Below are 13706 nucleotides of genomic sequence, written 5' to 3' on the forward strand. Positions count from 1 at the left end.
CCTATACCCGTTCCAGAATCAGCGCCAGGCCCTGTCCCACGCCCACGCACATGGTGCACAGCGCGTAGCGCTTGCCGCCGGCCTGCAATTGCGCGGCGGCGGTCAGCGCCAGCCGGCTGCCGCTCATGCCCAGCGGGTGGCCGAGCGCGATGGCGCCGCCCTTGGGGTTCACCCGTTCGCAATCGTCGGGCAGGCCCAGCGCGCGGGTGACCGCCAGCGCCTGGGCGGCGAAGGCCTCGTTCAGTTCGATGACGTCGATGTCCTCGATGCCGAGGCCGGCCTGGCGCAGCGCCTTGCGGCTGGCCTCGATCGGGCCCGCGCCCATGATGCGCGGCGCGATGCCGGAGCTGGCCGAGGCCAGCACCCGCGCGCGCGGACGCAGGCCGTGGCGTTGCGCCGCCGCGGCCGAGGCGATGATCATCGCCGCCGCGCCGTCGTTGACGCCGGAGGCGTTGCCGGCGGTGATGCTGGACTCCGGGCCGAACAGCGCCTTGAGCTTGGCCAGTTCCTCCAGAGAGGTCTGGCGCGGGTGTTCGTCGCGGCTGACGATCAGCGGGTCCTGCTTGCGGTGCGGGATCGTCACCGGGATGATCTCCTCGGCGAAGAGGCCGGTTTCCAGCGCGGCGAAATAACGCTGCTGGCTGCGCAGCGCGAAGGCGTCCTGATCCTGGCGGCTGATGCCGAATTCGCGCGCCACGTTCTCCGCCGTGGCCGGCATGGTGTCCACGCCGTATTGTTTCTCCATCGCCGGATTGACGAAGCGCCAGCCTATGGTGGTGTCGTAGATCCGCATGTCGCGGCCGAAGGCTTTGTCCGATTTCGGCATCACGAAGGGCGCGCGCGACATGGATTCCACGCCGCCGGCGATCAGCAGCTCGGCCTCGCCGGACTTGACGGCGCGCGCCGCCAGCGCCACCGCGTCCAGGCCGGACGCGCACAGGCGGTTCACGGTCAGGCCCGGGACGCTCTCCGGATAGCCGGCCAGCAGCAGGCTCATGCGGGCCACGTTGCGGTTGTCCTCGCCGGCCTGGTTGGCGCAGCCCAGGATGACTTCGTCTATCGCCGTCGGGTCCAGGCCCGGATTGCGCTCCAGCAACGCGCGCAGCGGCGCCGCGGCCAGATCGTCGGCGCGCACGCCGGACAAGGCGCCGCCGAAGCGGCCGATGGGGGTGCGTACGGCGTCGCAGATGAAAGCGTCGGTCATCGCGGTCTCCTCTCAGCTCAAGCTGGTTTGCGGTTGCAACAGCGCGGACAGCAGATCGCGCGCGGCGTCGATCTCGTCGGCGCAAACGTGGTGGGGCATGTCCGGGTAAACGCGGAAATCCACCTCGGCGCCGGCGCGGCGGAAGGCCTCGGCGCTGCGTTCGATGCGCTCCAGCGGCATCCAGCTGTCGCTGTCGCTGGTGCCGAAGAAGGCCGGGAAGTCCAGCGCCGCGGACGGGGCGCCCCAGGCGGCCTCGTCGGGGCCGAACAGGCCGCCGGAGAAGGCGATCAGCCCGCCTATCGGGCGTGGGCGGCGATAAATGAACTCGGCGGCCAGGCAAGCGCCCTGAGAGAAGCCCATCAGCACGATCCGGCTGTCGGCGAAGCCGTAGCCGCGCAGTTCCTCGATGGTGGCCTCTACGCAGTCCAGCGCCTGGTCCAGCGCGGGCTGATTGCTCTCTAGCGGCGCCATGAAGCTGTGCGGATACCAAGTGCGGTCCTTGGCGATGGGCAGGATGTAGGCGACGTCGGCCAGGCCGATGGCCTCGCCGTTCTTGTAGGCGTCCTGGGCGCTCTGGCGGCGGCCGTGCAGCAGCACCACGGCGAGTTTGGCCTGGTTCAGCGGCGCGCCGTAGATTTCCAGGCCGTGTTCTTTATGTGGATTGGGATCGATTGTGCTCATGTAGTGTGTCCTTTAGTGGATGCCCAGAATTTGCTTGGCTTCGGCGGGGGAGGCGATCTCGCGGCCGACTTCGCCGGCCAGGCGCGCCAGGCGCTCCACCAATTGGGCGTTGTCTCGGGCCAGTTCGCCGTAGCGGTAATAGACGTTGTCTTCCAGGCCGGTGCGCACATGGCCGCCCAGCAGCAGGGTGTGCAGATTGATCGCCAGCTGGTGTTTGCCTATGCCCAGCGCCGACCACACGCTGTCCTGCGGAATGCTTTCGACGAAATGCAGCAGGTTTTTGCAGGTGGCGGCCGCGCCGCCCTGTATGCCCATGGCGAAGCTGAAGCACAGCGGGCCGCTCAGATAGCCGTCTTCCTGCAGTTTCAACGCCTCGCCGATGATGCCCTGGTGATAGACCTCGATCTCCGGCTTGGCGCGGTATTCGCGGATGTCCAGCGCCAGCGCGCGAGCCAGCTCCGGCGGGTTGATGAAGGGCTTGCTGCCGTGGTTGACTGAGCCGCAGTTGAAGGAGGCGATGTCCGGACGGAAGGGCAGATGGTTCCAGGCTTCCTTCTTCTCCAGCTGTGGCGGCAGATTGAGGCCGGAGGTGCTCAGATTGATCAGGATGTCGCAGCGCTCGCGGATGCGGCGGACGATATCGCCGTAGATGTCCGCGTCGTAGCTGGGCGTGCCGTCCGGGTTGCGGGCGTGGATGTGGACCACCGAAGCACCGGCGTTCCAGCATTCATAGGCGGCCTGGGCGATTTCTTCCGGCGAAAACGGCACGCCCGGATGTTTCTGCCGGCTGGTGATACCGCCGTTGACCGCGGCGGTGATGATGAGTTTTTGCATGGTGGGAAAGCTCTCTAAACAGGGATGGGGAAGCGAGAAGGCGCGTGCGCTCAAATCTTGTTGTCGGCGGCCGCGGTTTGCGGCTGGCCGGCGGTGTCCGGGCGCTTGGATACCAGATAAATGCCGACGCCGATCAGCACGCCGCCGATCAGCTCATGCAGCGACAGCGAATAGCCGAAGGCGGCGAAGGAAATCAGGGTGGCGAACAGCGGGGACAGAAACAGGAAACCGCTGGTGCGCACCGCGCCGCCCAGGTCCAGCGCCATGAACCACAGCGCCATCGCGCCGGTGGTGGCCGGCAGCGCCAGCCATAGGAAGGCGGCCAGCACCCGCTCGCTGTGAGGCAGTGTCGGGACTTCGCCGCCGGCCCAGGCCAGCAACGCCAGGCAGGCCGAGCCCACCAGCATCTGCCAGAAGGTCAGCGCCCAGACATTGATCACGATGCGGCTGCCCTTGATCACCAGCGTGGACGCCGCCCAGCAGGCGGCGCCGCACAAGACCAGCGCGTCGCCGGCGCCGAAGCCGTCCAGCTTGTTCAGGCCGATGCAGACAGCGACACCGAAGAAGGCCAGGACCAGGCCGACGGCGGCCAGAGGGTGGATTTTTTCCTTCAGCGCCAGCCGCGACATCAAGGCCACGATCAGCGGGGTGCAGGCCATCAGGATGGCGGCCTTGGCCGGGGTGGTGCTGCGCAAGCCGATATTGAGAAAGCCCATTGATCCGGCGGTCTGCAACAGCCCGATCAGCACCAGCACGCCCCAGGGGCGAGGGCGGACGAAGGCGCGCGGATAGCGGAAGCGCTGCCACAGCAGAATGGGCACGATGCCGGCGGCGGCGGCGGTGAAACGCGCCACAGCGGCCCACAAGGGCGGCATTTCCGACAGCACGATCTTGGAGGTTGGAAAAGTGGAGCCGAACAGAAAGGTGGCGGCCAGAATCAGCAACCAATAGCGTTTGGCGTTGTAGTTGGGATGAGACATGGTCACCTGGCCAGGCAGCGGTTTCAATAGCCATTTATCATATTGAAACGGTTTGGTTCAGGCTTCTTGCCAGCGGACAATTACTGCGCCAAAACGGACAATCATGCTGCGCTGCGGCAAAGCCGTGTCGGCGCGCGGGTCCGCGGGGCGGAGGAGGGGCGGTTCAAAGCCTCGCTTTTGTCGGCGGGGCTTTTAACCGCGGATGGGATCAGGAGAAGTACTGGCTGGGGGCCGCGTTCATGATGCGGCGGAACATGGAGGAAAACGCGCCGGGCGTTTCATAACCCAGATCGGAGGCGATCAGGGTCACCGGCTCGCCGGCGCCCAGCCGCGGCAGGGCCGACATCGCGCACACTTGCTGGCGCCAGTACAGATAAGACATGCCCAGCTCCTGCTGGAACAGCCGCGCCAGCGTGCGGCTGGACGCGCCCACCAGTTCCGCCCATTCGTTAAGCCCGCGGCGGTCGCCGGGATTGGCCAGAATCGCCGAGCACACCCGCTGCAAGCGTTGGTCGCTCAGCGGCGGCAGCGGCAAGGCCGTTTCGCCCGACCATTCGATTTCGTCGATCAGCAAGTCCAGCAAGCGGCCTTCTTTTTGATCGGCGTGCGGAATGCCGCGCGTGCGCATCAGGCGGATGATGAGTTCCCGCATCAGCGGCGAAATGGCGATGGCTTTGGAGTGGCGCGGCAATTGCGCCAGATAGTGCGGGGACTGGATGTACAGGGTACGCAAGGACACCGTGCCGCGTGCGCGCATGCTGTGCTCCACCGCGGGCGGCATCCAGACGCCGCGCTGTGGTGGCACCAGCCACAGACCATCGGTGGTGGATAGTTCCATCACGCCGGAAACGGCGAAAATCAGCTGGCCTTCTCGGTGTTGGTGGCGGCCGACTTGATGACCGCTGGGAAAGTCCTTGGACATGCTCCACGCGGCGAAGTCCGGCAGGGCGTCATTGGATTCTATGGCCATGCGCTTGCTTTCTTATTTGAGGGTAGCCCGGTTCCGCGCGGCTTGCGGCCCTGTTGTGCGGGCATCTTCAGCCGTCGGTTCAGGCTCATGATACTGCAGTGCACAAAATATTCATACAGTATAAATTGTGTCTATTTCAATGCGAATGCCTTGGGGCGGCGGAGCCGCCCGCCGCAGGGACGAAAGAAAACACCGCGGCCGGAAGGCCGCGGTGCGCAGGAGGATGGTTAAGAATAGCGATGCTTCGTCAGAAGCTCAGCCCAAAGCCGCGCGCGTAGCGCAGCGCGCCCGGCTGGCCGTTTTCGTCCAGCGCGTGGATGGCCACCGGCAGCTTGCCGCCGGGCGGGATAGCGCCCAGCATCACGTCCACCAGCGCCGGCATGGACGGCCCGCGCAGGCCGTTCTCATAGCCGTAGTAGGCGTAGGTGGCCAGCGTGGCGTCGGCCAGATCGTCGTAATTGATCACGTCGTAAGGCGCGCGCAGGGTTACGTGGATCAGCTTCTTGCCTTGCCGCTTGGCGTATTCCATCGCATTGCGCATTTGCTGCGCCTCGCTGAGCGGCGGCGCGGACAGGCTGCGGGCGAAGCGGGTCCGGAGCGCGGGCAGGTCTTCCGCCACATTGAAGACCAGGGATCCGTTGCCGGCGGCCGGCGCCGGCTCGGCCTGCAGGCTGCGCTTCATCCGCGGCGCGAGGGCGGGCGCGTTGGGGTCGCCGTTGCGCTCCACCGGGCTGACGCCGGTGGCCAAGGTGCCGATGACGACCACGTCGGCCTGATCGATCGCCTGTTGCTGCGCTTCCCACGGCGTGGCGCTCAGCTTGGCGCCGCTGACCTGGCGATAGCCTTTTTCATCGAAGCGGCGACGCATCGCCTCGGCCTGTTCGCCCCAGGGCGTCAGGATGAAGATGCGCTGGCTGGGAGAGCGCAGCGGCAGCGCCGCGCCCTGATTGCGCAGCAGGGTGATGGATTGCCGGGTGATCTTGTCTTCCACCGCGCGATGCTCCGCGCTGCCTATGGTGCTCAGCGCCGGCAGCGGCTTGGCCTCGCCGGCCGGGGTGACCTCGTTGCGCAGCTTCATCGCCACGATGCGCCGTGCCGAACGGTCCAGTTCCGCGCGATTGATCCGGCCGTCGGCCACCGCGGCGGCCACTTGGTCTATCAATTGACGCAGCCGGCCGGCCTGCGCGGCGGTGCGGAACTCCGTGGGCATTAGCGCGATGTCCACATCGGCCTGGAACACCTTGATCACCGCGTCGCCCTGCTCGAAGAAATCGCTGATGCCCTTCATGTCCAGCGCGTCGGTGACGGTGACGCCCTGGTAGCGCATCTCGCCGCGCAGGATGTCATGCTGAATTTTGCGCGACATCGTCGCCGGCGCGATCATGCGTTCGCCGTTGCGGGCGGTGATTTGGCTGCTGTCCAGCGCCGGGTACTGGATGTGGGCGGTCATGATCATCTCGGGCGGCTGGCCGGAGGCGATGGCTTGGCGGTAGGGCGCCAGGTCGATGGCGTAGGCGTCGGCGCGCGATTTGTTCACCACCGGCAGGCCGTAATGGGAGTCGGTGGCGGTATCGCCGTGGCCGGGGAAGTGCTTGAAGGAGCCGATCACCCCTTGCTCGCGCATGCCCTGCGTGGTGGCCTGCCCCAGCAGGCTGATGGTGGCCGGATCGTCGCCGTAGGCGCGGACATTGATCACCGGATTGAGCGGATTGCTGTTGACGTCCACGTCCGGAGCGAAATTGACGTTGAAGCCGACGGCGCGGATCTCGGCGGCCAGCACCCGGCCGGAGTCTCGGGCGAGGCGGCTGTCCCGTGTCGCCTGATAGGCGGCGCCCAGCGCCATATTGCCGGGAAAGCTAGTGGCCAGCGGGCGCGGCAGGCGGAACACATTGCCGCCTTCCTGGTCCGATCCGATCAGCAGGCCGACCGGGCTGTTCTGCGGCCGTGCCTGGCGGATCTGCTCGGACAGACGGCGGGTTTGCTGTAAATCGCTCAGATTGTTGGCGAACAGAATCACGCCGCCGATGGCGTTGTCGCGCAGCGCGCGGCTGGCGGCGTCCGGCAAATCGGTCATGCCGGCGGTGCAGGCGGGCTGATCGTCCGGGCACCAGTAGCGGAAGGCCATCATGATTTTCTGGCCGATCTTCTCGCGGACGCTCATTTGTTCGACGATGCGCGCGGCTTGCTGCTCGACGCTGGGCTGCTCCAGGCAGCCGCTCAGCAAGGCCGGCAACAGCATCAGCGCCGGCAGGCGCAGGGAAAGTGATTTGGACATGGTTCAACCTTGTGCTGAAGTGGAAACATCCGGAATGGCGGGCCGCCCCGTTTTTGCCGCTTGTTATATCGGCCTAGGCTTAGGCCCGTGGACAGTCGTGGAGGCTGGGATCTCTTTTTGTGAATATGTTCATTTGTGAATGGTTATTGTTAGTAATGGATTGCGCGTCGGACGCCCCTGCCAGGGCGCGCTCGGCGCGAACAAGCGCTCGCCGAGACTAAAGCTTATGAAATTCAATTTTTGAAAAAGTTGCCTGCGGCAAGGAATTGCCTGGCGCTGTGCGACGCATCTACTTGATTGCTTGGCGTTTTTGTCTCAATGCTTGACCCTGGATCGGCTACGGGAGGATAATTCATGCCTTTTTTCAAACGCTTAGCGCGCTGGCGGGCCGGTTGGCCGCCGACGCTGGGTGGCGATTGGCTTTCGGGTGGATAGGGATACGATGCAGGACAGCGGAGTGAAGCATTCTAGGGTTCAGGAGAGCGGCGGCTTGCCGCCGCGCCGCCTGTCGGTGGCGCCGATGCTGGATTGGACCGATCGACACTACCGCTATTTCGCGCGCCAAATCACCCGGCACACCTGGTTGTATACCGAGATGGTCACCACCGGCGCGCTGCTGCATGGCGACGTCGAACGCCATCTGCGCTTCGACGAAGCGGAACACCCGCTGGCGCTGCAACTGGGCGGCAGCGAGCCGGCGGAGCTGGCGCGCTGCGCCAGGCTGGCGGCGGAATGGGGTTACGACGAAGTCAATCTGAACGTGGGCTGCCCGTCGGAGCGCGTGCAGAAGGGCGCTTTCGGCGCCTGTCTGATGGCCGAGCCGCAATTGGTGGCCGACTGCGTCAAGGCGATGCGCGACGCGGTGTCCATCGACGTGACGGTCAAGCACCGCATCGGTATTGATCGCATCGAGCATTACGATTATCTGCGCGACTTCGTCGAGCAAGTGGCGGACGCCGGCTGCCGCACCTTCATCGTCCATGCGCGCAACGCCATCCTCAAGGGCCTGAGCCCCAAGGAAAACCGTGAAATTCCGCCGTTGAAATATGATTACGTCTACCGGCTGAAGCGGGAGCGCCCGGATCTGGAAATCCTGATCAACGGCGGCGTCAAAAGCCAGGCCGACATCGACGAGCATCTGCGCCATGTGGACGGCGTGATGGTGGGGCGCGAGGCCTACCACAATCCCTGGCTGATGGCCGATTGGGACCAGCGCTACTACGGCGTCGGCGCCGCGCCGGAGCGCGAGCAGGTGGTGGCCGCGATGATGCCCTATGTGGCTGCGCGCCTGGCCGAGGGCCACAAGACGCGCAATATCGCCCGCCACATCCTGGGCCTGTTCCAGGGCATTCCCGGCGCGCGCAATTGGCGGCGCATGCTGTCCGACGCCAAGCTGCTGGACGGCGCCGACGAGCGCCTGCTGCTGCAGGCCTTGGAAGCGACGCTGGGCGCCGCCCGCCGCTCGGAATAAACAGCATGAACCGCCTGGCCGCGGCCAGGAACGGATTCGCGGCATCGGGGTCTGCTGTAGCAAGGCGAGAGCGCTGTTCTTGCCGAGGCCGGGCCCGACGCCGCCATATTTAAGAACGTGTTGACGATCCAGCGAGCAAGCGCGAGACAAGGCGGAAGCTGCCGAGAAAAAGGCGCGCGTGGCGCATGAGCGTCTCGACGCCGCGCGCCGCGTCAGCTCCCGCGAAGCGCTGCGGATCGTGAACAGGTTCCAAGTCGCGGGACTTCCCAAGGGAGGCCCGCCATGGCGGCTTGCCGCCTTTTCTGTTCGCCATGCTGGTCATGGCTGTCTGGAGGTGAATCTGAATTGAAAGCGCTGAAGCTTGTCCTATTGTCCTCCGTTCTGTCGTCCGCCGTCTGGGCCGGACCCAAGGACGTCTTGCACATCTATAACTGGAGCGGCTCCTTGTCGGACGCCATCCTCCGCCAGTTCGAGAAAAGCTGTGATTGCCGCGTGGTACAGAATTACTATGGCGACAACGAGGAAATGCTGGCCAAGCTGGCGGCCGGGGCCAAGGGCTACGATATGGTGTTTCCGTCCAGCTTCGTGATCGAGGCGATGAGCAAGCAGAAGCTGCTGCAGCCGCTGGATCACGCCAAGTTGCCGAATCTGAAGAATGTCGATCCGGCCTATCTGTCCCAAAGCTACGATCCGGGCAACCGCTACACCGTGCCCACGGTGCTGTCGCTGACTTCGGTCGGCTACAACGCGGAGCGTCTGCAGAAACTGGGCATAGACCCGCACAGCTGGTCGGTGATCTTCGATCCCAAGGTGCTGCAGAAGATCAAGGGCAAGGTCACGGTACTGGACAGCTCGCGCGAGGTGTTCGCCGCCGCGCTGTTCTACTTGGGCAAGAACCCCAATACCGCCAGCCAGGCCGACTATCGCGCGGCGCAGGCGGTGATCAAGCAGGCCAAGCCCTACTGGGCCACCTTCTCCAACGCCAGTTATCTGAAAGAGCTGGCGGTGGGCAATATCTGGGTGTCGCTGGGCTATTCCACCGAGTTCTTCCAGGCCGCCGAGGACGCGCGCCTGGCCAAGCGCCGTTTCCACATCGCCAATGTGGCGCAGAAGGAAGGCAATGAACTGGGCGTGGACACCATGGCGGTGCTGGCCAGCGCCAAACGCCCGGACCTGGCGCATCAGTTCATCAACTTCATGCTGGACGGCAAGAACGCCGCCCAATTGACCAATCTCAACGGCGCCACCAATCCGGTCAAGACCGCCGCGCCCTTTTTCCGCGCGGATTTGAAAAGCCATCCGGTGATAGATCCGACGCCGGACACCGTGAAAAAATGGACGGTGCTGCGCGAACTGACGCCGGCGGAGCGGCGCTCGCTGGCGCGGATGTGGACGGAAGTGAAGGTCAGCCGTTAAGCTTGTCTTTAATAGATATTTCGCAGCCCCGGCATTGTCGGGGCTGCGTCGCATTCGATGGAGTTCTCATGTTCGACAAATTAGTGATGGCCAGCAACAACGCTGGCAAGTTGAAGGAATTCGCCGCGCTGATGGCGCCGCTGGGCATACAAGTGATTCCGCAGGTGGAACTGCAAGTGCCGGAATGCCCGGAACCGCACCACACCTTCCTGGAAAACGCGCTGGAAAAAGCGCGTCACGCCAGCCGCGTGAGCGGCTTGCCGGCGTTGGCCGACGACTCCGGCATCTGTGTCGAGGCGCTGTCCGGCGCGCCGGGCGTGTACTCGGCCCGCTATGCCGGCGAACCCAAGTCCGACGCCGCCAACAACGCCAAGCTGGTGGCGGCGCTGCAGGGCGAGGCCAATCGCCGCGCCTGGTATTACTGCGTGCTGGTCTTGGTGCGCCACGCCGACGATCCGCAGCCGCTGGTGGCGGACGGCATGTGGTTCGGCGAAGTGCGCGACGAGGCGGCCGGCGCCGGCGGCTTCGGCTACGACCCGCATTTCTGGCTGCCGCAGCACGGCTGTAGCGTGGCGGAGATGGACGCGGCGGAGAAAAACCGCGTCAGCCACCGCGGCCAGGCGCTGCAAGCGCTGCTGGCCAAGCTGCGCGCGCTGGCATGAAGCGGGTCCCTTCGTTCAGCGCCCGGCCGGCGCGGCTGGAGCCGCAAGGAGCCGCGACGTGCAGGTGAGCAAGATTTCGCTGTCCGCGCTTGGGCTGGGCGGTCAAGTCGGCTTGAAAGAGCTGCCGCCGCTGTCGCTCTACATCCATTTCCCGTGGTGCGTGCGCAAATGCCCGTATTGCGACTTCAACTCGCACGAGCCCAAGAGCGGTTTCGACGAGATGGCCTATGTCGACGCCTTGCTGCGCGATCTGGAATTCAGCCTGCCCGAGGTCTGGGGCCGGCCGCTGAGCAGCATCTTCATGGGGGGCGGCACTCCCAGCCTGTTCTCGCCGCAGGCGATGGACGCGCTGCTGGCCGGCGTGCGCGCGCGCATGCGGCTGCAGCCGGACGCGGAAATCACCATGGAAGCCAATCCCGGCACCTTCGAGGCCGAGCGTTTCCGCGGTTACCGCGAGGCAGGCATCAATCGGCTGTCCATCGGCATCCAGAGCTTCAAGCCTGCGCATTTGCAGGCGTTGGGCCGCATCCATGACGGCGAGGAGGCGCGTCGCGCCATCGATATCGCGCTGAGCCACTTCGACAACGTCAATCTGGACCTGATGTACGCGCTGCCGGGGCAGACCCTGGACGAAGCGCTGGCCGATCTGGACACCGCGCTGTCCTACGGCATCACCCATCTGTCCGCCTATCATCTGACGATAGAACCCAACACCCTGTTTGCCGTGGAGACGCCGCGCAATCTGCCGGACGACGAAATCTCCGCCGACATGCAGGAGGCGATAGAAGCCAGGCTAGCCGCCGCCGGCTTCGAACACTACGAGACCTCGGCGTTCGCGCGGCCGGGCCGCCGCGCGCGGCACAATCTCAACTACTGGCAGTTCGGCGACTATATCGGCATCGGCGCCGGCGCCCACGGCAAGATCAGCAGCCACGCCGGCATCGTGCGCCAGATGCGCTACAAGCAGCCGGCCGCTTATTTGCAGGCGGTGGCCGAGGGCAAGCCCTTGCAAAGCAGCCGCAAGGTGGGACGCGAGGAACTGCCGTTCGAATTCATGATGAATTTGCTGCGGCTGACCGAAGGCTTCGAATTGCGCCTGTTCCAGGAGCGCACCGGCCTGCCGCTGTCCGTCATACAATCCGCCTTGACGCAAGCCGAGGCGCAAGGCCTGATAGCGCGCGATGCCGTGATGTTGCGGCCCACGCTCAAGGGCCAGCGTTTCCTCAATGATTTATTAACCCTGTTCCTGAAAGAAGGAGATGAATAATGGCTAAGGAAATCATCCACACCGACAAGGCTCCGGCCGCCATCGGCGCTTACTCGCAAGCCGTGAAAGCCGGCAACACCGTTTACCTGTCCGGCCAGATCCCGCTGGACCCGGCCACCATGAACGTGGTGGAAGGCGGTTTCGCCGCTGAAACCCATCAGGTGTTCAAGAACATGAAGGCCGTGTGCGAAGCCGCCGGCGGCAGCCTGGACCAGATCGTCAAGCTCAACGCTTATCTGACCGACCTGTCCAATTTCGCCACCTTCAACGAAATCATGGGCCAGTACTTCAGCCAGCCCTTCCCGGCGCGCGCCGCCGTCGGCGTGGCCAGCCTGCCCAAGGGCGTGCTGGTGGAGGCGGAAGCGGTTCTGGTGCTCTAAACCTGCTTACGATCTGCTGCGCTTCGTGAGACGTGGCACGGTGAGTACGTCTTCGAAATGCTCATGTACCGTGTGTACATTCCGCTTTCTCAGCCGTTTTCGCCTTGTCTCGCCTTAGCTCGCGAGATCGTAAACAGGTTCTGAGCGGCCCAACTGCTCGAAATGACAGACCACAAGGCGGCCCAGGCCGCCTTTTTTCATGTTAACTATTTGGACCCTCATTCTAAGCCGTGGAGGTCGCATGAGAGTCCGGATCGCGCTATTGCTATTGCTGCCGGGTCTGGCCTGGGCCCAGGTTTACAAGTGCCGCGACGCGGAAGGTCGGCTGGCCTATCGCGACCAGGCTTGCGCCGACGGCGGCACGGCGGAAGTGTTTCAGCCGCCGCCGCTAAACGTGATGAAGCAGGATGAACGCCAGCGTCGCGGCGTGGCCAAGTATCAGGCCGAGCGTCGGCGCTGGGCCGCCGACGAGGCGCGCGAAGCCCGGCAGCGCCAGGCGGATGGCCGCCGCGCTGAGTTGGCGCGCCAGAGAGAGCTGGACAAGGCGCGCCGGCGCTGTCAAGGTCTGCGGGAGCGTCAGCGGCGCTTGCGGCAGTCCTTGGCGGCTGTGCCGGCCAGGAAGGCGCAGGAGGCGCGTTTGGCCGGTGTGGAAGAGCAGATGGCCGCGGCGGCTTGCCATCAATTCCAGGAGGGGGCATGAGCAGGTATTCGTTCGAATTGGTCAATGTGTTCGCCGAGGAGCGCTTCGGCGGCAATCCGCTGGCGGTGTTCAGCGATGCCAGCGGTTTGGATGATCGCACCATGCAATTGCTGGCGCGGCAGATGAATCTATCGGAAACCGTATTCCTGTTCCCGCATGAAAGCGCGGCGGCGCGGCTGCGCATCTTCACGCCCAGCCAGGAACTGCCCTTCGCCGGCCATCCCACCCTGGGCGCGGCGGCGGTGTTGCACTGGCGCGGAGAACTGGGTGCCAGCTTCCAGTTGCACACCAATGCCGGCCTGATTCCGCTGCGGCATCACGATGGGATTTACTCGCTGCGCGCCAATGCGCCGAGCGAGCGCGGCTCCGGCCTCAGCCGCGGCCAGGCCGCGGCGATGCTGGGCTTGGACCAAGAAGACATCGCGCTGGAACCGGTGTGGCTGGACACCGGCAGTGAGCAATTGTTGATCCGCGCCGCCAGCGCCGGCGCGGTGCTGCGCGCCAAGCCGGTGCATGCCTTGTTGCTGCGGGACGCCACCTTGCGGCCGGGGCGCAGCGTCGCCTACCTATGGCATGAAGATGCCGGCGTGGCCACGGTGCGGCTGTTTTACGAGCAGCAGGGCGCGGTGCTGGAAGACCCCGGCACCGGCTCGGCCTGCGCCAATCTGGGCGGCTGGTGCGCGCTCCATGGCCAGGGGCCCTTGCAATGGAGGGTGGAGCAGGGCGCGGCGCTGGCGCGGCCCAATGTGCTGTATCTGCAAGTGGACGCCGAGCGCAGTATCACGGTAGGCGGGCGGGTGCAGCAGATCGGTCGAGGCGAGATTGTCTTGTAATCCTGGTCCAGGCCGTTGCGGTGCCATTCTTGA

At 65.1% G+C, this 13706-nt stretch carries 13 protein-coding genes; 7 read left to right on the plus strand and 6 right to left on the minus strand.

Going from position 1 to position 13706, the window contains the following annotated elements:
• Position 1: 1 nt before the first annotated feature.
• The 6 genes from pcaF to ACE3QM_RS03625 form a co-directional block, all read right to left on the minus strand.
• Positions 2–1204, minus strand: coding sequence for a 3-oxoadipyl-CoA thiolase (gene pcaF, locus ACE3QM_RS03600; RefSeq protein WP_374420305.1), 1203 nt, complete (start codon positions 1202–1204; stop codon positions 2–4).
• Positions 1205–1216: 12 nt separating this feature from the next.
• Complete coding sequence (locus ACE3QM_RS03605) at positions 1217–1885, minus strand: alpha/beta hydrolase (protein WP_048408827.1); 669 nt, start codon at positions 1883–1885, stop codon at positions 1217–1219.
• A 12-nt stretch (positions 1886–1897) separates the two neighbouring features.
• The gene (locus ACE3QM_RS03610; RefSeq protein ID WP_374420307.1) at positions 1898–2719 is read right to left on the minus strand and encodes a 3-keto-5-aminohexanoate cleavage protein; all 822 of its coding nucleotides are present in this window, start codon (positions 2717–2719) and stop codon (positions 1898–1900) included.
• Positions 2720–2769: 50 nt separating this feature from the next.
• The gene (locus ACE3QM_RS03615) at positions 2770–3699 is read right to left on the minus strand and encodes a DMT family transporter (protein WP_048408893.1); all 930 of its coding nucleotides are present in this window, start codon (positions 3697–3699) and stop codon (positions 2770–2772) included.
• 208 nt (positions 3700–3907) lie between these two features.
• Entirely contained in the window at positions 3908–4669 is a 762-nt protein-coding gene (locus ACE3QM_RS03620; protein ID WP_374420309.1) for a helix-turn-helix transcriptional regulator, read from the minus strand.
• Between the two features lie 247 nt (positions 4670–4916).
• Positions 4917–6944, minus strand: a complete 2028-nt coding sequence (locus ACE3QM_RS03625; RefSeq protein WP_374420311.1) for a glycoside hydrolase family 3 protein — start codon at positions 6942–6944, stop codon at positions 4917–4919.
• A gap of 457 nt (positions 6945–7401) precedes the next feature.
• Here ACE3QM_RS03625 and dusA point away from each other — a divergent pair, with 457 nt between their 5' ends.
• The 7 genes from dusA (at position 7402) to ACE3QM_RS03660 (ending at position 13673) form a co-directional block, all read left to right on the plus strand.
• Positions 7402–8415 carry a tRNA dihydrouridine(20/20a) synthase DusA gene (gene dusA, locus ACE3QM_RS03630; protein WP_374420313.1) on the plus strand — a complete coding sequence of 338 codons (1014 nt, stop codon included), beginning with the start codon at positions 7402–7404 and terminating at the stop codon, positions 8413–8415.
• A 369-nt stretch (positions 8416–8784) separates the two neighbouring features.
• Positions 8785–9831, plus strand: coding sequence for a PotD/PotF family extracellular solute-binding protein (locus tag ACE3QM_RS03635; protein WP_374420315.1), 1047 nt, complete (start codon positions 8785–8787; stop codon positions 9829–9831).
• A gap of 68 nt (positions 9832–9899) precedes the next feature.
• Entirely contained in the window at positions 9900–10493 is a 594-nt protein-coding gene (gene rdgB / locus ACE3QM_RS03640) for an RdgB/HAM1 family non-canonical purine NTP pyrophosphatase (protein WP_107800416.1), read from the plus strand.
• Between the two features lie 79 nt (positions 10494–10572).
• On the plus strand, positions 10573–11760 hold the full coding sequence (hemW, locus tag ACE3QM_RS03645; protein WP_369799194.1) for a radical SAM family heme chaperone HemW: 1188 nt from the start codon (positions 10573–10575) through the stop codon (positions 11758–11760).
• Positions 11760–12140, plus strand: a complete 381-nt coding sequence (locus ACE3QM_RS03650; protein ID WP_043642167.1) for a RidA family protein — start codon at positions 11760–11762, stop codon at positions 12138–12140. Before hemW ends, ACE3QM_RS03650 begins: the two co-directional genes overlap by 1 nt.
• Before the next feature lie 241 nt (positions 12141–12381).
• Entirely contained in the window at positions 12382–12840 is a 459-nt protein-coding gene (locus ACE3QM_RS03655) for a DUF4124 domain-containing protein (protein WP_374420317.1), read from the plus strand.
• A complete protein-coding gene (locus tag ACE3QM_RS03660) occupies positions 12837–13673 on the plus strand; it encodes a PhzF family phenazine biosynthesis protein (RefSeq protein ID WP_048408819.1) in 837 nt (278 codons plus the stop codon). Before ACE3QM_RS03655 ends, ACE3QM_RS03660 begins: the two co-directional genes overlap by 4 nt.
• The last annotated feature ends 33 nt before the right edge of the window (positions 13674–13706 follow it).

Origin of the sequence: Chromobacterium sp., assembly GCF_041912965.1 — a bacterium.
Classification (GTDB): domain Bacteria; phylum Pseudomonadota; class Gammaproteobacteria; order Burkholderiales; family Chromobacteriaceae; genus Chromobacterium; species Chromobacterium aquaticum.

Excerpts from the sequence above, each read along its gene's own strand:
- pcaF (WP_374420305.1), bottom strand. The coding sequence starts at position 1,204 with ATGACCGACGCTTTCATCTGCGACGCCGTACGCACCCCCATCGGCCGC.
- ACE3QM_RS03605 (WP_048408827.1), bottom strand. The coding sequence starts at position 1,885 with ATGAGCACAATCGATCCCAATCCACATAAAGAACACGGCCTGGAAATC.
- ACE3QM_RS03610 (WP_374420307.1), bottom strand. The coding sequence starts at position 2,719 with ATGCAAAAACTCATCATCACCGCCGCGGTCAACGGCGGTATCACCAGC.
- ACE3QM_RS03615 (WP_048408893.1), bottom strand. The coding sequence starts at position 3,699 with ATGTCTCATCCCAACTACAACGCCAAACGCTATTGGTTGCTGATTCTG.
- ACE3QM_RS03620 (WP_374420309.1), bottom strand. The coding sequence starts at position 4,669 with ATGGCCATAGAATCCAATGACGCCCTGCCGGACTTCGCCGCGTGGAGC.
- ACE3QM_RS03625 (WP_374420311.1), bottom strand. The coding sequence starts at position 6,944 with ATGTCCAAATCACTTTCCCTGCGCCTGCCGGCGCTGATGCTGTTGCCG.
- rdgB (WP_107800416.1), top strand. The coding sequence starts at position 9,900 with ATGTTCGACAAATTAGTGATGGCCAGCAACAACGCTGGCAAGTTGAAG.
- ACE3QM_RS03650 (WP_043642167.1), top strand. The coding sequence starts at position 11,760 with ATGGCTAAGGAAATCATCCACACCGACAAGGCTCCGGCCGCCATCGGC.
- ACE3QM_RS03655 (WP_374420317.1), top strand. The coding sequence starts at position 12,382 with ATGAGAGTCCGGATCGCGCTATTGCTATTGCTGCCGGGTCTGGCCTGG.
- ACE3QM_RS03660 (WP_048408819.1), top strand. The coding sequence starts at position 12,837 with ATGAGCAGGTATTCGTTCGAATTGGTCAATGTGTTCGCCGAGGAGCGC.